The 17,591-nt window shown below is 66.5% G+C and carries 21 protein-coding genes and 1 pseudogene; 14 read left to right on the forward strand and 8 right to left on the reverse strand.

Annotated features, from left to right (window positions below):
• Window positions 1-27 precede the first annotated feature (27 nt).
• Window positions 28-660: a TetR/AcrR family transcriptional regulator gene (locus K3M35_RS19730; RefSeq protein ID WP_082921152.1), complete on the reverse strand. Its 633-nt coding sequence runs from the start codon at window positions 658-660 to the stop codon at window positions 28-30.
• A 110-nt stretch (window positions 661-770) separates the two neighbouring features.
• Between K3M35_RS19730 and K3M35_RS19735 the strand changes: the two genes are divergently transcribed.
• The 4 genes from K3M35_RS19735 to K3M35_RS19750 all read left to right on the forward strand — a co-directional run bounded on the left by K3M35_RS19735 (window position 771) and on the right by K3M35_RS19750 (window position 3,053).
• Window positions 771-1,043: a hypothetical protein gene (locus K3M35_RS19735; protein WP_254704841.1), complete on the forward strand. Its 273-nt coding sequence runs from the start codon at window positions 771-773 to the stop codon at window positions 1,041-1,043.
• Entirely contained in the window at window positions 1,040-1,576 is a 537-nt protein-coding gene (locus K3M35_RS19740) for a hypothetical protein (protein ID WP_039586141.1), read from the forward strand. Before K3M35_RS19735 ends, K3M35_RS19740 begins: the two co-directional genes overlap by 4 nt.
• A 273-nt stretch (window positions 1,577-1,849) precedes the next feature.
• Window positions 1,850-2,608 carry a putative glycoside hydrolase gene (locus tag K3M35_RS19745; protein WP_052227332.1) on the forward strand — a complete coding sequence of 253 codons (759 nt, stop codon included), beginning with the start codon at window positions 1,850-1,852 and terminating at the stop codon, window positions 2,606-2,608.
• A 199-nt stretch (window positions 2,609-2,807) separates the two neighbouring features.
• Window positions 2,808-3,053 (forward strand): hypothetical protein, encoded by a 246-nt coding sequence (locus tag K3M35_RS19750; protein WP_052227331.1) that lies wholly within the window; start codon window positions 2,808-2,810, stop codon window positions 3,051-3,053.
• Window positions 3,054-3,271: 218 nt separating this feature from the next.
• Here the strand turns inward: K3M35_RS19750 and istB are convergent, their stop codons facing one another.
• The 3 genes and pseudogenes from istB to K3M35_RS19765 form a co-directional block, all read right to left on the reverse strand.
• Window positions 3,272-4,078 carry an IS21-like element helper ATPase IstB gene (istB, locus tag K3M35_RS19755; protein ID WP_039586139.1) on the reverse strand — a complete coding sequence of 269 codons (807 nt, stop codon included), beginning with the start codon at window positions 4,076-4,078 and terminating at the stop codon, window positions 3,272-3,274.
• A gap of 14 nt (window positions 4,079-4,092) precedes the next feature.
• Complete coding sequence (gene istA / locus K3M35_RS19760) at window positions 4,093-5,766, reverse strand: IS21 family transposase (RefSeq protein ID WP_052227330.1); 1,674 nt, start codon at window positions 5,764-5,766, stop codon at window positions 4,093-4,095.
• Window positions 5,767-5,917: 151 nt separating this feature from the next.
• Window positions 5,918-6,198, reverse strand: a pseudogene (locus tag K3M35_RS19765) (FAD-dependent oxidoreductase); the annotation flags it as partial.
• Window positions 6,199-6,298: 100 nt separating this feature from the next.
• On the opposite strand from K3M35_RS19765, the gene K3M35_RS19770 reads away from it, so the two are divergent.
• The 4 genes from K3M35_RS19770 to K3M35_RS19785 all read left to right on the forward strand — a co-directional run bounded on the left by K3M35_RS19770 (window position 6,299) and on the right by K3M35_RS19785 (window position 9,411).
• Window positions 6,299-7,186 (forward strand): metalloregulator ArsR/SmtB family transcription factor, encoded by an 888-nt coding sequence (locus K3M35_RS19770; RefSeq protein WP_039586137.1) that lies wholly within the window; start codon window positions 6,299-6,301, stop codon window positions 7,184-7,186.
• An 18-nt stretch (window positions 7,187-7,204) separates the two neighbouring features.
• Window positions 7,205-7,522, forward strand: a complete 318-nt coding sequence (locus K3M35_RS19775; RefSeq protein WP_006554203.1) for a hypothetical protein — start codon at window positions 7,205-7,207, stop codon at window positions 7,520-7,522.
• Between the two features lie 60 nt (window positions 7,523-7,582).
• Window positions 7,583-8,350, forward strand: coding sequence for a MerR family transcriptional regulator (locus tag K3M35_RS19780; RefSeq protein ID WP_039586197.1), 768 nt, complete (start codon window positions 7,583-7,585; stop codon window positions 8,348-8,350).
• Window positions 8,351-8,433: 83 nt separating this feature from the next.
• A complete protein-coding gene (locus K3M35_RS19785; RefSeq protein ID WP_138846011.1) occupies window positions 8,434-9,411 on the forward strand; it encodes an arsenic resistance protein in 978 nt (325 codons plus the stop codon).
• A gap of 28 nt (window positions 9,412-9,439) precedes the next feature.
• On the opposite strand, the gene K3M35_RS19790 is transcribed toward K3M35_RS19785, so the two are convergent.
• Genes K3M35_RS19790 through K3M35_RS19805 form a run of 4 tightly spaced genes read right to left on the reverse strand, consistent with a single transcriptional unit; the run spans window position 9,440 to window position 12,100 of the window.
• Entirely contained in the window at window positions 9,440-9,895 is a 456-nt protein-coding gene (locus K3M35_RS19790; protein ID WP_033098575.1) for an arsenate reductase ArsC, read from the reverse strand.
• A gap of 45 nt (window positions 9,896-9,940) precedes the next feature.
• A complete protein-coding gene (locus K3M35_RS19795) occupies window positions 9,941-10,591 on the reverse strand; it encodes an arsenate reductase ArsC (protein ID WP_006554200.1) in 651 nt (216 codons plus the stop codon).
• A gap of 25 nt (window positions 10,592-10,616) precedes the next feature.
• A complete protein-coding gene (gene arsB / locus K3M35_RS19800; protein ID WP_175428147.1) occupies window positions 10,617-11,657 on the reverse strand; it encodes an ACR3 family arsenite efflux transporter in 1,041 nt (346 codons plus the stop codon).
• A 35-nt stretch (window positions 11,658-11,692) separates the two neighbouring features.
• Window positions 11,693-12,100 carry a helix-turn-helix transcriptional regulator gene (locus tag K3M35_RS19805; protein WP_039586132.1) on the reverse strand — a complete coding sequence of 136 codons (408 nt, stop codon included), beginning with the start codon at window positions 12,098-12,100 and terminating at the stop codon, window positions 11,693-11,695.
• A gap of 78 nt (window positions 12,101-12,178) precedes the next feature.
• Here K3M35_RS19805 and K3M35_RS19810 point away from each other — a divergent pair, with 78 nt between their 5' ends.
• The 6 genes from K3M35_RS19810 (at window position 12,179) to K3M35_RS19835 (ending at window position 17,429) form a co-directional block, all read left to right on the forward strand.
• The gene (locus K3M35_RS19810) at window positions 12,179-12,580 is read left to right on the forward strand and encodes a low molecular weight phosphatase family protein (RefSeq protein ID WP_259444285.1); all 402 of its coding nucleotides are present in this window, start codon (window positions 12,179-12,181) and stop codon (window positions 12,578-12,580) included.
• Between the two features lie 29 nt (window positions 12,581-12,609).
• Window positions 12,610-13,005, forward strand: a complete 396-nt coding sequence (gene arsD, locus K3M35_RS19815) for an arsenite efflux transporter metallochaperone ArsD (RefSeq protein WP_138846012.1) — start codon at window positions 12,610-12,612, stop codon at window positions 13,003-13,005.
• Window positions 13,006-13,060: 55 nt separating this feature from the next.
• A complete protein-coding gene (arsA, locus tag K3M35_RS19820; protein ID WP_039586129.1) occupies window positions 13,061-14,863 on the forward strand; it encodes an arsenical pump-driving ATPase in 1,803 nt (600 codons plus the stop codon).
• Between the two features lie 162 nt (window positions 14,864-15,025).
• The gene (locus K3M35_RS19825; RefSeq protein WP_138846013.1) at window positions 15,026-16,078 is read left to right on the forward strand and encodes a hypothetical protein; all 1,053 of its coding nucleotides are present in this window, start codon (window positions 15,026-15,028) and stop codon (window positions 16,076-16,078) included.
• On the forward strand, window positions 16,075-16,629 hold the full coding sequence (locus tag K3M35_RS19830; RefSeq protein WP_232333527.1) for a DUF6308 family protein: 555 nt from the start codon (window positions 16,075-16,077) through the stop codon (window positions 16,627-16,629). Before K3M35_RS19825 ends, K3M35_RS19830 begins: the two co-directional genes overlap by 4 nt.
• The gene (locus K3M35_RS19835; RefSeq protein WP_039586127.1) at window positions 16,617-17,429 is read left to right on the forward strand and encodes an SURF1 family protein; all 813 of its coding nucleotides are present in this window, start codon (window positions 16,617-16,619) and stop codon (window positions 17,427-17,429) included. Before K3M35_RS19830 ends, K3M35_RS19835 begins: the two co-directional genes overlap by 13 nt.
• Window positions 17,430-17,591 lie beyond the last annotated feature (162 nt).

Here is a 17,591-nt window from a genome sequence, read left to right on the forward strand (position 1 = left end):
GCCACTGGCTCCTCGCCCGGCGACCGGTCAGTGGTGGGCGGCGGCAGATTTCGAGGCCTGATCCGTCGACGGCGGACGTGGCGACCGGGGTCCCTGCTGCGGAGCCAACCCGGTCAGAATGAGGGCGACGAGCCGGTCCGCGGCGGCGGGCGAGTCGAGCCCCTCGGCGGCGGTGACCGCATGCAGCACGTACCCGGTCAGCTCGTCGGCCGGGACATCGTCGCGGACCTCGCCGACCTGCGCCGCGTCGGTGACCAGGGCGCGTACGAACTCGTGCAGGCGATGTTGCGCATGCTCGACGTGGTTGCCGCGGTGCAGCCCGGCCACGATCGCCCCGGTGGGATGATGGGTGAGGATCTGCGCATAGGCCCCGAGCACCGCCTCGAGGCGGGAGCCGGCGCCGGTGGCGCGATCGCGTACCTGCGCCAGGTGCTGCAGGTGGCGGGTGATCTGGCGGTCGTGCCAGGCCGCCAGGATGGCCTCGGCGTCGGGAAAGTACTTGTACAGCGTGGCCCGGCCGATCCCGGTGCGTTCGGCGATCTTCGACATGCTCACCCCCGCGAGACCGGACTCGGTGATCACGGTCGCAGCGGCGTCCAATGTCGCCTCCCGCACGGCGTGGCGATGCGAGGCGATCGTCTCGTTCCACAGCTTGGGCACCCCCGAAGTATACGCAGCGCCACAGCCTCGACATGGTGAAGATGTCGTGACAGAGTGTATTGAAAAGTAGGGACGGGAACGTCCCGCCCGCGAGACGGAAGGCACCGCTGATGACCGGCCCGCCCTCTCCCTCCGACCCCCTACCCGAGAGCCACGGCCCGACCGGTGGCCCACCGGAGCATCGCACTCCGCGCTGGGTGAAGGCGGCCCTTGTCGTGGTCGCGGTGCTGGTGGCGCTGATCGTGGCCATGATGCTGCTGGGGGACGGTACTCACGGCCCGAGCCGACACCTGTCCGCTCCCCCCACCTCGGCGGTCGCGGCGACCGAGAGCGCCGACCCCACGCTAGCTGACGGCTGCCTGTTCGGGGTTGTCGGGACGTGAGGCTCTCGCCCCGGGCGCGCCTGGCCGCCCGCACCGTCCATATCGGGGCCGCCGCGGGGTGGTTCGGCGCGGTGCTCACCTATCTCGTGGTGGCCGCGGCGACGCTGCCCGGTGCCGCTCCCGCTCCGACGGTGGGGGGCTATCAGGTGCTGGCCCTGATCACCGTCGTTGTGCTGGTGCCGTTGTCCGCGGCGACGCTGGTCACCGGGCTGGTGTGCTCCCTGGGCACCTCATGGGGGTTGCTGCGGCACTATTGGGTGCTGTTCAAGCTGGTGTTGAACCTGGTGGCCACCGCGGTGCTGCTGCTCTACACCCGCTCGATCGAGAATGCCGCGACCATTGCGGCGAAACCGCAGTGGTCCGATGCCGATCGACGGGTCCTCGCCGACCCGACCCACGTGGTGCACGCGTCGGCCGCGTTGGTGGTGCTGGTGACCGCGCTGGTATTGGCGGTGTTCAAGCCCCGCGGGCTGACCCGGTACGGGCAGCGCCGAGCCGCCGGACATCCCGGCGCCGCGACTGTGTCGCGCTAGCCGGGGCCCGGTGTCCGAGCCCGGTAGTAGCGCTCCGAGGCAGAAGACCCAGGCGCAGGCGGCGAAGTTCTTCAGCAAACCTTCATCAAACGACGAGCCGCACCCCCACCCGCCGTGGCCATACTGAGGCGATGCCCCGAGCATCGAGCCGACCGGTACGACGGCTGTTTCGATACGCCGTGTGTGCTGCGGCGATGGTGCTCGCCGTCTCGTGTGCGCCGTCCGTGAGCGAGCAGGGCCGAGAGCGCGGGGCCGGTTTTTCCCCGCACCGCGGTGTACTACCTGGATCAGGATTCGCTGCCGTCCGTCGACGAACTCGCGCGATACGACCTCGTGGTCATTGACCACGAGTGGGCGCAACGGGCGCCGCAGTCGTTATTTCGTGCACTCGACGAGGTCCACCTCGCTCTTCGGCTGCTCGCCTACGTCAACCTGGTCGACTATCCGGATGCGCTGGGGTTGGCCGAGTACCGGCCCGGCCGCTACGATCCGTGGCAATTCTCGGACTCCACCAGCAGTTCCTTTCCTCCTCGGTGGCTCGCCACCACCGCCTTCGGGAGCACGGTCAGCGAATGGCCGAAGACGTCGCTGGCCAACCTCACCGATGTCGTACCGCAGGTGCAGGGCCGTATTTTTGCCGAATACGCAGCGCAGTGGGTCGTCGATCGAGTCTGGGCCACCGGGATGTGGGACGGGATTCTTCTCGATGTGTGGGGCGATCGGATCTACACCGCCGACCAGGACCGGTGGGACATCGACGGCGACGGTATCGACGAGACGGACGAGCAGATCTACGGTCCCGACGGACCCTGGGCCCGCGGTCTGGCGCGGGCCGAGCAGCTCATGCGGGCGCAGATGCCCGAGGCGATCCTGATCGCCAACAGCAACCGCACCTTGCACCGCAGCCCCCTCAACGGCCGAGCGTGGGAGAGCTTCGCCGACCCTCTCGCGGCCGGGATCCGAAAGCAGATGTGCAGGACTACCTCACGACCGTCGCGGCCGGCGAACAGCAACCTCCCGGCGTATCGATGACGATCGATCGGCGCCGCGGCGGTCTCGAACCGGCCGAGCACTCTCGGCGGGCCCGGTTCTTCCTGACCGCCACGTTGTTGCAGGACGGGTACTGGGCTGCGATGGAAGAACACTACCGAGAGCTGGCCTTCTACGACGAGATGGACGGAGCAGGGCTGGGTGGGGGCTATCTGGGCGAGCCGATCGTCGAGAACCCGTCGTGGGAGAGGGTGAACCGTCCGTACACCGCGGGGTCGGCACGGTCGCCGCGGGCGTGTACCGCCGGGATTTCGACCACGGCGTGGTCCTGGTCAATCTCGGAACCGAAGCCCAGCCGGTGGCACTGGGCCAGACCTACCGGCATCTGCGGGGCACGCAGGACCCGTCCGTCAATACCGGAGAGCTCGTCGACGCGGTGACGATACCGGCCCAGGACGGCCTGGTCCTGGTGCTCCCTGAGCGCTGAGGCGCGAGGGGCGGTGGCGGGGGGTTACGGGCTGATTTGCGGTACCGCAGCCGCAGAGCGTAATCTTTGTGGTGCAGACCCCCCACACCTGTGGATACGGGGGTCTAGCTGTTTTCCGGGGGACCTCAGAGTTCTCGGGGCTCACGCTGGGGACGAATATGTCAATCTCATTCAGGTCCAGTAGGGCGGCTTGATCCGGGCCCACCCTGGTGCATGGATCAGGTGGAGTGCTGAGCTCGGGTATGGGCGAGTCGGTAGGAGTCGGTGCCGGTTTCGATGATGTTGCCGCCGAAGGTGAGCCTGTCGACAATGGCAGCGCAAAGCCGTGGGTCGGTGAACGTCTTCGTCCAACCGGAGAACGACTCGTTCGATGCGATGGCGACGGAATTCTTTTCTTCCCGTTCGGTCAACACCTGGAACAGCAGCTCCGCGCCTCGCTTGTCGAGTTCCATGTAACCGAGTTCGTCGATCAGAAGGAGATCCACCCTGCCGTAACGGGCGATCGTGCGGGCAAGTTGTTTCTCGTCGGCGGCTTCGACGAGCTCGTTCACCAACCGGGTCGCGAGGACGTATTTGACGCGGTAACCCGCTTCGGCGGCCGCGGCGCCGAGCCCGATGAGGAGATGCGATTTCCCGGTCCCGGAGTCCCCGATCAAGCACAGGGGTTGTCCTTTGCGGATCCAGCCGCCGGTCGCGAGGGTGCCGATGGTCGCGCAATTGATATTGGGGTTGGCGTCGAAATCGAAGTCGGCCAACCACTTTTCGCGAGGAAACCCCGCCCCTTTGATCCGCCGCACCACACTCCTGCGATCACGGTCGTCGCATTCGGAAAGCAGAAGTTCAGCCAAGAACCCGTAGTACGAGAGTTGGTCCTTGCGGGCTGCCGCAGCGGCGTCCGCGACGACGGCACGAATGGTGGGCAGCCGTAGTCGCCGGCACGCTTGATCGACCGCAGCGATGGCGGCCTCCTCGGTCAAACCTCGTCGACGCAACGTGGTGGACACCGTGACGGGTGGACGAACCATGTTCAGGCCTTCTTTCACTCTGCTCGGACGGCGGTGTCGGGTGGGGTTCGTTCCGGTAGGCGGAGCAACTGGTCGTAGTGATCCACCGTCGGCGCAGGCCGAGAATCGGCCGGCAGACCAGCGATGACCGCTGCCGGATCGGCGAGACGGCGTTGGGTCAAGCTGACAACACGCTGCTCCCGGCCGCCACGACGAGCAACGAGATGACGGCCTGGATCAGACCCACCCGCACCGACCTCCGAGAACGCGTGCCGGCGGGCTTCGACCGCGACGACATCAGCGGTCACCGCGCCGACGGTCAGAGCGGCTTCGATACCGGCGATCACATCCACCGCATCCATCGTTCGATGCAGGAGCAGGACATCGATCAGTTGGCGAGTTCCACCGGCGTCACCGTCGGTTGTGCGGGCCGCCGCCCAGAACGCGTCATGGCTGGCGGTGAACGTCCCGTTCCTACGGGCTGCAGCCAACGCGCTCGCCCCCGGCAGCGCGCCGGGTTTGGTGCGCAACACTTCCAGGTAGTGGTCGAGGTCCAGACTCTGACCGCCCCGGGCGATGACCCGCTGATGGCGAGCGATCACCGCCCGCCCGTCGAAGACCACCACCTCCGATGCCCGCAACGACACGCGTACTCGTCTGCCGATGAAACGTGCAGGAACAGAGTATTTCGCCATCCGCACCGTGATCAACGCACTACGATCGACCCGCGGTTCCAGCGACAATCCAGGATCGAACCCCTCACCGGGAACAGGCAGAAGAAGCGGTGCTTCGACGGCGAAGTCCTGCCCGACCGTGCGTATCCGGTCATTGATGCGCCGGTCGTCATCGGCGGTGTCCCAGCCGCGGATCTTCTCGTTGAGCTCATCAAGTGAGTCGACAACCGGCATCGGGGACAACCGGTTTCGGCGGAACCTGCCCACCTCACCCTCCACACCGCCCTTCTCGTGCGCCCCGGCGATACCCGGCTGGCAGTAGAACGGGTCGAACCCGAAGTGCGAACGAAACAGCACCCATCGTGGGTTCTCCACCCGAGCACGAGATTGCCCGTAGATCACCTTCTGCACAGCGCTGGTGAGGTTGTCGTAGCGGATGTGACGGGTCGGCACGCCGCCGATCTCGTCGAACGCGGCGATGTGTCCTTCGAAGAACGCTTCCTGCCCTTGCGTCGAGTACACCCGATGCACGGATTTTCCCGAGTGCGAGAGGCGGAAGGCGAACATGTGGCATTTGGTTTTCACCCCGGCCAATATCACCCATACTTCACCGAAATCGACTTCTGCTTCGGCGCCGGGTGCGTGTTCCTGCGGGACGAACACTTCGATGCGACGTCCGGCTTCGACGTCGATCTGTGCTCGCCGGACCCGCACGTAGTCACGCACGGTCGAATACGACAACTCGTGCGCCCCATGCTCATCGGCCAGCCTGGCGAGGATTCGGCGAGCCGTGTGACGTTGCTTTCGTGGTGCGTCGATATCGGTGGTGAGCATGCCGTCGATCGCAGCTTTGAACGAATCGAGCTTCGGTGACGTTCGTACCGGGATCTTCCTCGGCGGCGGCTCTGCCTGAGCCAACGCCATCCGCACCGTTGCCCGACCGACCTGGTGGCGGCGGGCCAACTGCCGGATCGAATACCCCTCGACCCGGGCATCACGTCGAATACGGGCGAACAACTCCATCCGAGTCTCCATCACTGCCCTCCACCAGTTCCTGGCATCCGAACAAGGCCAGATGCCACAACACTGCGGTGGGCTCAGCTCAAACCGTCATCATCGGTCCGGCGAGTCGCAGACGGGTCTGGGTCTGGCCGTCACGGTGGTCTCGACTCAAGCTGTCATAAACAGCCAGCGGGGTCAGGTACCGGCCGGCCCAGTCCTGGCCGGTGGGGTAGGAGTCGACGCCGGGGGCGCTCCAGCCGGTGGTGTCGAGGAGACGCGGGCTGCGGGGTCGATCAGTTCGGCCCAGCGGGAGAAGGTGTGGACGCTGTGCCACTGCGTGATGGCGGCTCCGGCGCTGGTACCCCGCTCGAGTACCAGCGGCTCGAGGCCGCCTTCACGCAGGTGAGCGGCGGCGGCCAGGCCGATCGGTCCGGCTCCCACCACGACGACGGGCAACTCGCTCATAACAGATCCTTTCATCGATGGGTATCGATCTAAGCTGCCGCCAGAATATAGATGGGCATCGATGAATGCAGCCATCGATGCCGATCGATATAGTGGGGGTATGACATCACTCGGCCTGCCGACCCCGGCCATCCCCGGCGCGGAGGTGGACATCGACGCCCTGAGCCCCGAGGACGCGGCCACCTACGCCGGGTGGTTCGCCTGCCTGGCCGAGCCCACCCGGGTGCGGCTGCTGCACCACGTCGCCGCCCGCCCGGCCGGCATCACCGTCGGAGAACTCGCCGAGATCCTCGGGGTCGGCCAGCCCACCATCTCCCATCACGTCCGCAAGCTCGCCGACGTCGGCTTCGTCACCACCGGCAAACACGGCACCAGCACCGTGGTGATGGTCAACCCGAGCTGCTGCAGCGACCTGCCCAGTGCCGCCGACGCGGTGATGGGGGTGCTCACCGCCCACCCGTGCTGCCCCGAGGACGTCCCGGCCGACGTGAGCGTGCGTCCGCTCGCCGGCCGCGACTGGGAGGCCGTGCGCCGCATCTACGGAGAGGGCATCGCCACCGGTACTGCGACGTTCACCACCGAGGTCCCCACCCGCGAGGTGCTCGAGGACCAGTGGCTGCCCGGGCATCGGTGGGTCGCCGAGATCGAGGGCCAGGTGGTCGGCTGGGCAGCGTTGAGCCCGGTGTCGGGGCGCGAGTGCTACCGGGGGGTGGCGGAGAACTCGGTCTATGTCGGCGACGGCATGCGCGGGCGTGGGGTCGGCAAGGCGCTGCTGCGCACCCAGGTCATCGCCGCCGATGAGGCCGGATTGTGGACTCTGCAGACCTCGATCTTCCCGGAGAACCGCGCCAGTCTCGCGCTGCACCATTCGGCGGGTTTCCGCACCGTCGGGGTGCGCGAGCGCATCGGCCGGCTGCACGGGGTGTGGCGCGATACGGTACTGCTCGAACGCCGCTCCGAGTCCGTTCCCGCCGCTGACAACCACTGACGAACGGGACCGACCGCCATGGATATCGAACTGCTGTACTTCGACGGCTGCCCGAACTGGCAGCTCGCCCGCGACCGCCTCGCCGAGGCCCTGGCCGCAACCGGCAACGCCGGCACCCCGATCCGGCTGCGCCGTATCGAGACCCCGGAGGCTGCTGAGCGCGCCGCCTTCGCGGGCTCCCCGACGATCCGCATCGACGGGATCGACCCGTTCGGTCCCACCGAGGGTGTCGGGTTGACCTGCCGCGTCTACCGCACCGCCGACGGACCCGGCGGCGCCCCGAGCACCGCGGAGCTGATCGACGTGCTCCGCCGGGTCGAAGGTCGGCAGGGCTGAGCCGGTGTCGGGCTTGACCTTCGAGTCGACTCGAAGGTTTACCGTCGAGGAGTGAGCACGATGCTGATCTCCCAGTTCGCCGAACACACCGGTGTCCCGGCCACCACCTTGCGGTTCTACGAATCCGCAGGACTGGTCCCGGCGGGGCGCACCGACAGTGGATATCGCGTCTACGGAGATCGGGATGTCGACCGCGTTGCGTTCATCCAGGCGGCCAAGCACGTGGGACTCCCCTTGGGTGAGATCCGCGAACTACTGGCGGTGTGGGAGCACGATCCCTGCGCCGAGGTCCGTGCGCAGCTACGCCCGAAGATGGCCGCTCGCCTGGACGAGGCCGCCACCCGGACCGCGGAACTCGCCGCCTTCACCGACACGCTTCGGCATGCTCTTGCCCAGCTCGACGACCTGCCTGATCGCGCCGAGCCGTGCGATGCCGGCTGCGGATTCCTTGCGCCGCAGCCCCGCACCCAGGTCGTCGACCCTCCTTTCGCTGCGCCTGGCGCGGCGATCACCGTGCCGGCCGACCCGCCGATTGCCTGCTCCCTCGACGCCGCCGACCACGGGGAACGTGTGCACCGGTGGCAGCAGGTACTCGTCGACGTTGTCCGCGAACCCGGTCCGGCGGATGTGCGACTGCGCCTGCCCATCGACCGAGTCGGTGCACTCGCCGAACTCGCCGCCGCCGAGCAGCACTGCTGCCCGTTCTACGAATTCGACCTGCATCTGCGCGGTACCGAAGTGATCCTCGACGTGGGGGCACCGGCAGCGGCTGCAGAAATGGTGCGCGCGTTGTTCGGCGACGGCACGAGCGCCCCACCTGCTCGCTGACCACCGGTCCCACATCCCTGGCTTTCACAGCCGGTCCCCACTGCTGCCTCGCTCGACCCGCCTCGAAAGGCCTCTACCAGCGCATGTCCGCGACCCAGTGGCTCGAACGCCACCAGATCCTCGTCTACCTCGGTGCCCTGGTGACCGGCGCCGTCGTGGGACTGACCCTGCCGGATTCCTCGTCGGTGTTCGAAGCGAGCATCTACCCGCTGCTCGGGGCACTGCTCTACGCCACCTTCCTGCAGGTGCCGTTCACCACACTGGCCGAGGCCGTCCGCGACCGCCGGTTCCTCACCGCGGCCCTGGTTCTCAATTTCGTCGTCGTCCCGCTCGTCGTCGCCGCCCTGACGTTGGTGGTGACATTCCCGCAGGCCGTGCTGCTGGGCATCCTGCTGACCCTGCTCACGCCCTGCATCGACTACGTCATCGTGTTCTCCGGTCTCGCCGGAGGTGACAGCAGGCGACTGCTTGCCGCCTCACCGCTGCTGATGTTCGCCCAGATGGCGGCACTGCCGCTGCTGTTGTGGCTGTTCATGGGATCAGAGCTCACCGATATCGTCGACGTCGCACCGTTCCTCGAGGCGTTTCTCATCCTGATCGTCGCACCGCTCGCCCTGGCGTGGGTCACGCAGGCCCTGGCTGCACGGCGCCGTGTCGGTGTCGTGCTCACCACCGCGTTCACCGCGGCGATGGTTCCACTGATGGCCGGAACCCTGTTCGACGTCGTGGCTGGTCAGATCCCGAAAATTCGCGACGAACTCCACCACGTCGGCACGGTCATCCCCGTCTACGCCGCCTTCTTGATTCTCATGGCCGGACTCGGATTCATCGCGGCACGAGTGTTCCGGTTCGACGTCGGCCGCTCACGTGCGTTGATCTTCAGTGGTGCCACCCGCAATTCGCTCGTGGTACTTCCGCTCGCGCTCGCCTTACCGGCCGGCTATGCCCTGACCCCCGTCATCGTCGTCACGCAAACCCTGGTCGAGCTCGTCGGCATGGTCCTCTACGTCCGGCTCGTGCCACGCATGGTTCCCGACACACCGACAGCATCTCTGCCGTGAGGCATCGCTCGCACTGTCGATGATCAGGTCATCGACAGTGCGGGGACGCTGATGCGCGGGCGACGTTTGGAACGAGCTCGGCGATCAGCGCCTCGACCTGGGCCTTGATCTCGTCGCGGATCGGCCGCACCGCCTCGACCCCTTGCCCGGCCGGGTCCTCGAGCACCCAGTCCCGGTAGGACTTGCCCGGGAATGCCGGGCAGGTGTCGCCGCACCCCATGGTGATCACCACATCGGAGGCCTGCACTGCGTCGACGGTGAGGATCTTCGGATTCTGCGTGGAGATATCGATCCCCACCTCGGCCATCGCCTCGACCGCAGCGGGGTTGACCTGCGCGGCCGGAGCGGAGCCGGCGGAGCGGACCTCGATCCGATCCCCGGCCAGGGCGGTGAGGAACCCGGCGGCCATCTGGGAACGGCCGGCGTTGTGCACGCACACGAACAGCACCGACGGCGTGCGATCGGTGGCGGAGTGGGTGGTCATGAAGTGGAACGTCCTTTCGTAGAGGAAGGTCAGGCAGAGACAAGATCAGACAGAGACAGCGCCGAGCTCGGTCAGCAGGACACGGACCCGGGCATCGATGTCGTCGCGGATGCCGCGCACCGCCTCGAGCGACTCGTCTTCCGGGTCGAGCAGCGACCAATCGAGGTAGCGCTTGCCCGGATACACCGCGCAGGCGTCACCGCAGCCCATGGTGACCACCACGTCCGCGGCCGCCACCACATCATCAGTGAGCGGTTTGGGGTATTCGGCGCCGAGATCGAGCCCGATCTCGGCCATCGCCTCGACGACAACGGGATGGATCGACGATGCGGGCGCCGATCCGGCGGAGCGCACATGCACGCGTCCGACGCCGTGGTGGGCGAGCAACGCCGCCGCCATCTGGGAGCGGCCGCTGTTGCGCACGCACACGAACAGCACCTCCGGTACGTCCTTGGTGATCGCACCGTCGGCTTGTGCCAGCGCGGTGAGGCGTTCGCCGGCGAACCGGGTGGCCAGGGCGGTCAGGTGCGTGTGGATCTTGGCGGTGCGGCGCAGCGCAGCGTACGACTCGAACACCATCCGTTCCACGGTCTGCGGGGAGAACACCCCGGCGTACTTGTCGGCGAGGTGCTCGGCGGAACGCTGCAGCACCGCCTGAGGCATGAGCAGTTCCGGTTGTGCGGGGTGTGAAGACATCGGTCGCCTCCTGGCGTATCGACTTTTACTGCACAGCAGGGGTATTTGAACTCTTGAAACGCTTGCGCAGCGCCAACGAGACATAGATGAGGGCGACGAGGATCGGCACTTCGATCAGCGGACCGACGACACCGGCCAGAGCTTGACCCGAGGTGACACCGAAGGTGCCGATCGCCACGGCAATAGCGAGTTCGAAGTTGTTGCCCGCAGCGGTGAACGCCAAGGTGGTCGTGCGCTCGTAACCCAGACCGATCGCGGCGCCGAACAGGAACCCACCGCCCCACATGAGGACGAAATAGGCGAGCAGCGGCAACGCGATCCGCACGACGTCCCACGGCTGCGACGTGATCTGCTCGCCCTGGAGCGCGAACAGGAGCACGATCGTGAACAGCAACCCGTACAGCGCCCACGGTCCGATCTTCGGCAGGAATGTGTCTTCGTACCAGTCACGGCCCTTGGCCTTTTCACCGAAGTGCCGGGTCAGGAAACCGGCGACGAGCGGGATGCCGAGGAAGATCAACACCGATTTGGCGATCTGCCACGGGGAGACGTCGAAAGCGGTCTGCTCGAGTCCGAGCCATCCCGGCAGCACCGAGAGATAGAACCAGCCGAGGACGGCGAACATGATCACCTGGAACACCGAGTTGATCGCGACCAGCACCGCGGCGGCTTCGCGGTCGCCGCACGCGAGGTCGTTCCAGATGATGACCATCGCAATGCAGCGTGCGAGGCCGACGATGATCAGACCCGTACGGTACTCGGGCAGATCCGGCAGCAGCAACCACGCAAGGGCGAACATCAGCGCCGGGCCGAGTACCCAGTTCAGAATCAACGACGAGATCAGCAGTTTGCGGTCGCCGGTGACGGTGTCGAGACGGTCGTAGCGCACCTTCGCGAGCACCGGATACATCATGATCAGCAGACCGAGGGCGATCGGCAGCGAGATGTTGTCGATCTCGAGGACGCTCAGAGCGTCGCCGAGCCCGGGGATCATCCGGCCGAGCAGCAGGCCGACGACCATGGAGATGCCGATCCACACGGCCAGGAAGCGGTCGAGGGTCGACATTTTTCCTGCCACAGAACGGTTTTCGGTGGTGGTGGTCACGAAACGGTCTCCTGATGAGGTTCGGCCGGGGTGCACGCACAGGTCGATCCGGGTAGCACCCCCGATTCGGTGGCCAGCACTGCGGACAACTGCTCGAGCGCGGCAGGGATCACCCGGTAGTACACCCAGGTGCCGCGGCGTTCGCAGTCGAGCAGTCCGGCTTCGCGCAGCACCTTGAGGTGGTGCGAGATGGTGGGCTGGGACAGGTCGAAGGCGGGACTGATGTCGCACACGCAACTCTCGCCGCCCTGGTGGCTGGCGATCATGCTGAGCATGCGCAGGCGCACCGGATCGCCGAGGGCCTTGAACATGCGGGCCAGGTCGCCGGCCCAATCGGAGGTCAGGGGCTCACGCGAGAGTGGAGGGCAGCACAGCTCGGCCTCGCTCGACAGCTGATTCGACATGCGTCTATATTGACGTGGATCTATTCAGTCGTCAATCCGAGCGCCTCGGAAAGGACCATCCTCGTGCCCACTGCTTCGATGCTGTTCGTATGCGTGAAGAACGGCGGCAAATCCCAGATGGCCGCTGCCCTCATGCGCCGGGCCGCAGGCGACCGGATCGTCGTCCACTCCGCCGGCACCACGCCCGGATCGTCCCTCAACGCACTGTCGGTGCAGGTCCTCAAGGAAATCGGGGCTCACCTCGACGGTGAGTACCCCAAGCCGATCGATCCGCAATTACTGTCCGAGGTCGACCTTGTGGTCACCCTCGGCGATGAGGCTCACCTCGACGCGCCTGCCGGCGTGGTGGTGGAGAGCTGGGACATCGACGAGCCGTCCGAGCGCGGCGTCGACGGCATCGAGCGGATGCGTCTGGTCCGCGGCGACATCGCCACCCGCGTCGACGAACTCGCCACCCGGCTACTCGACGCGACCCGCTGAGCACCTACCCCAACCAGGAGCAGAACACCATGAGCACGATCGCAGTCTTCGAACCGGCCCTGTGCTGCAACACCGGCGTGTGCGGCGAGGACCTCGACCAGAACCTGGTCACCTTCACCGCCGACATGGCCGCGCTGACCGAGCAGGGCGCCACCATCACCCGCCACAACCTGGCCAACGACCCGCTCTCGTTCGCGCACAACGAGACCGTCACAACGTTCCTCGAACTCGCCGGATCGGACGGTCTTCCGCTCGTACTCGTCGACGACGTCACCGTAGCTACCGGGCGTTACCCGACCCGCACCGAGCTCGCCACGTGGGCCGACCTCGAGGTTCCCGCCGCAGCGCCGTCCGGGGTGACCATGCTCGGGCTCGCCGACGACAACGACTCGTGCTGCACACCGGACGAGTCCACCTGCTGCTGACCACCCAGATCCGCACCCGCCCGCCGATACCGTCCGACGAGGAGTACCTGCTTCCATGGCTACCGCCGACCCGACGTTTTTGACCGACCCGCCCCGGTTCGTGTTCTTCACCGGCAAAGGCGGGGTCGGCAAGACCTCCATTGCGTGCGCGTCGGCGCTGCGCCTGGCCCGAGCCGGCAAGAGGGTGCTGCTGGTCTCGACCGACCCGACCTCGAACGTCGGGCAGGTCTTCGGTCTGAGCATCGGCAACACCATCACCGAGGTCCCCGCGGCGCCGGGGCTCTCAGCGCTCGAGATCGACCCCGAGCAGGCCGCCGCCGCCTACCGTGAACGCATCGTCGGCCCCGTCCGCGGGTTGCTGCCCGACGCGGAGATCGCGTCGATCACCGAACAGTTGTCCGGCTCGTGCACCACCGAAGTGGCCTCGTTCGACGAATTCACCTCGCTGCTCGCCGATCCCGACGAGCGGGTCGCCGGGTTCGATCACGTGCTGTTCGACACCGCCCCCACCGGCCACACCATCCGGCTGCTGCAGCTGCCCGGCAACTGGACCGAATTCCTCGACAACGGTAAGGGCGACGCCTCCTGTCTCGGGCCACTCGCCGGGCTCGACAAGCAGAAAGCCATGTACGCCGGTGCGGTCGAGGCGCTGTCGGATCCCGAGCGCACCCGCCTGGTGCTCGTCGCCCGCGCCAACCGCGCCGCCCTCGCCGAAATCGCCCGTACCCACGACGAACTCACCGCGATCGGCATGACGAGACAGCATGTGGTCGTCAACGGCGTGCTGCCCACCCCCGTCGACGACACCGATCCGCTGGCGACTGCCGTGTACCACCGCGAACAGGCAGCGCTGGCCACCGTGCCCGATACGATCGCCGGCCTGCCCACCGATTTGATCGAACTCAAAGCGGTGAACATGGTCGGTCTCGATGCCGTGAGCAGCCTGTTCGACGCCGCTTCACCCCCGACCGCCGCGGCCGAGACCGACCTCGTCGCGATTGCCGAGATTGCCGAGGCACCGTTGGCGGATCTGATCGATGCGATCGAGGCCGACGGGCATGGTTTGGTGATGTGTATGGGCAAGGGCGGGGTCGGTAAGACCACCGTCGCCGCCGCGATCGCGGTCGCTCTGGTCCAGCGCGGTCATGACGTGCACCTGACCACCACCGACCCCGCCGCGCATCTGACCGAGACTCTCGCCGGGGAACTCGACCACCTCGAGGTCTCCCGCATCGACCCGCACGAGGCCAGTGAGACCTACCGCAACCGGGTCCTGGCCGCCAAGGGCGCCGGACTCGACGACGCCGGTCGCGCCACCCTCGCCGAAGACCTACTCTCCCCGTGCACCGAAGAAGTCGCAGTGTTCCAGGCGTTTTCCAAGGTCATCCACGAATCACGCCGCAAGTTCGTCGTCATCGACACCGCCCCCACCGGCCACACCCTGCTGCTGCTCGACGCGACCGGCTCGTATCACCGCGAGATCGCCCGGCAGATGGGCGACGGTGCGCAGTTCACCACCCCGCTGATGCGGCTGCAGGACCCGGCACAGACCAAGATTGTGCTGGTCACGCTCGCCGAGACCACCCCGGTGCTCGAGGCCGCCGGTCTGCAGGACGATCTGCGACGCGCCGGTATCGCACCGTGGGCGTGGGTGATCAACAACTCCCTGGCCGCAGCGGAGCCCACCGCACCGCTGCTCCGCCGGCGGGCCGTAGCCGAACTCGAGCAGATCGACAAGGTCCGGGGTGAGCTTGCCGACCGGTACGCGGTGATTCCGCTATCCACCACCGAACCCGTCGGAATCACCGCGGTGGGATCCTTGGCCGAACTGCGTCCGGAACCGTCGCCGGTGCAGTAGCTACCTGTAGAGGATTCAGCGGAACTTCTCCCGCGGAAGTCCGTCCACAGGTCTACCCAGAATCGGGAGCTACTCGCCGCTCGAGTATTGAAACTCGATGCTGCGACGATGTATCGGACATTATCGCCCACCCTGCCGCCTGAATACCCGTGGAGAAGAACTGTGCCGACTGTCCTTGCGTCCGACACCACCGATCTTGTGTCCGCGGTGGGTGCGGCTGTCGGTGGTGGTGCGACGGTCGTGGCCGCAGCGGCGGCGGTCGCCGCAGCTTTCGTGGCTGTTCGCACGTTGCGGGCGACGAAGCGTGACAGTCGGGACCGATCACGGCCGATGGTCGGTGCTGAATTGGTGATCGATCCTCAACTATCTGCTCGGACGGCGTCTCTGGTCGTACGCAACTTCGGACCCTCGGTGGCGTACAACGTCAAGGTCGAATTCGACCCACCACTGGCTGAGCAACCTACCCACAGCGGCCAGCCGAGCATCATCGCATTCCTCCTCAAGCGCTACGCCGACCCCATCCCCGCCTTCATGCCCGGTAACGAACTGTCCAACATCTATTTCATCGGCAAAGAGGACCCGGACGACCCCGACCGGTCCATCCGCAACGATGAACAGATCCCCGATCGAGTCACCGTGACCATCACCTACGGATCTGCCCCCAACGAGCGTGATACCTACAGCGACACGTTCGTGCTCGACATGAGCGTCCATAGGTGGGGAACATTCTCGACGCACTCGGACTCACTGCACTCCCTGCAGAAACGCTCAACACAGGCATTGGAGAAGATCGCCCCCGCGATGGCGCACCTCGCCACGGACATCGGACGGATCGAGGAGTACCTCAAGCCCGAAAAGATCCGAGCACAGCAGGCCGCCGAAAAGATCGAGGAATGTCGCCAGATGCGCGAATTGAGCCGCCAGATGCTCGGAGACCGTTCTCCGTACGCGGACGAGGATGGAGAAGAGCGGCATGCCACCAACCCGCTGAACTCGAACGCCTTACGGTCACCCGGTGACGACAGCGTCCCGGACGGAATCCGCTCGCTCCAGGACCTGCGGGCACTCGCTCGCACGATCCGCAGCTCGAGCCGGCCGGACCCGAAGGAAATCGCCGCTGCGACGACCGCAGACACGTCCGCTGCGACTCCATACACCGATCTGGGAGGCATCAACGACACCGACCCGGACCCGGCCGGGCGGCAGAAGCCATGAACCGCACCCGCGGCGAGGACGGGGCCACCGTGTTGGTGATCGCCGGACGCAGCATCGACATCGACACCGCGACCGCCACGGCCCACGGCTATCCGGCGGTGACCGTGGCCCGCTACGACCTGCCCGGACCCGGAGCACTCAAGGAGATCACCGCCGACGAGATCGCCCGCACCCACAAGGTGCGCTCCCGCATCAGCCACGCCCAACTCGACTGGTTCATCCGTACCGCCGTCGACGCCCCGTGGGCGGCGGCGCCGATCGAAGCACAACTGGTCGAGGCCGACCCGAACATCAGCGGCGAGCTCTACGACCGGGCCGAAGCCCTCTACGACCATTTCCGCACGGCCGCGCCCCGGCACGTGGGGGTAGCCAAGATCAGCAAGGTGCTCCACCTCAAACGCCCCGGATTGTTCCCCATCCTCGACTCGAAGGTCAGGTGGGTGAGGTCGAGGTGGAGGCGCCGCAGCAGCTGGGCGTTGAGCGCGTCGAGAGGGGATGCGATGGCAGAAGAGTCCACTCTGGGGTCTACCGTGAACAAGTGCGCCGTGTGATGTTTCTTCTCCGTCCGAGCTGGTTCATTCTGGCCGTGGTGGTAGTCGGTTTCGCGTATGGGTGCTTCACCCTGCTCGCCCCGTGGCAGCTGAGCAAGAACACGAGCACCGAGGATCGGAATGCGCGGATCTCGGCATCGATGGCGCAGGACCCGGTCCCTGTCGCCGAGCTGCTCGGCGGTGACAGTGCGACGATCGACGACGAGTGGAGGCGGGTCGTCGCGCAGGGCTCGTATCTGCCCGACTCTGATGTGCTCGTCCGGTTGCGCAGCGTCGAATCCCAACCCGCGTACGAAGTGCTCACGCCGTTTGCGCTGGGTAATGGTCGGACGATTCTCGTCAATCGAGGTTATGTGCGTCCGGTACGCGGTAGCGAGGTCCCCGCAATCCCCGCCGCACCGGGCGGAAATGTCTCGCTCGATGCTCGGATCCGCAAGTCCCAAGGCACAATGGACGGCAAGGAGCCCTTCACTGACGCGGGCTATCAGCAAGTGTATTTTATCGACGCGCCGCAGGTCGCGGCTGTGACGGGTCTCGAACTCGAAGACGTCTACCTACAACTCGATGCTCACCAGCCGGGCGGGCTCGGAGTCATCCCACTTCCCCAACTTGATGCGGGTCCGTATCTGTCGTACGGGCTGCAGTGGCTCGCGTTCGGGATCATGGCCCCAATGGGACTGGGGTATTTCGTGTGGGCGGAGTTGAAGGAACGCCGCAAGGTGAAGGCCACCCGAACCGACGACGAGACGCCGCTCTCCGCGAGCAAGAGTCTCGCCGCCCGGTACGGCCGACCGCGGTAACCGAGCCCAACGTTGTGCTCCGATTCGACAGTCCACGAGCTACGCGGGCAGCGACGGCCATCTTTGGACCGCGCACATTTCAGCATCAACGCCCAGCGGTTCCTCATGCATCGCGCAAAAGGTCCAGCACACAAAGTGCCGTGCCGGTTTCGGGATCTGCGC

The sequence above is a fragment of the Rhodococcus sp. DMU2021 genome (assembly GCF_019641445.1).
GTDB lineage: Bacteria > Actinomycetota > Actinomycetes > Mycobacteriales > Mycobacteriaceae > Rhodococcus > Rhodococcus pyridinivorans.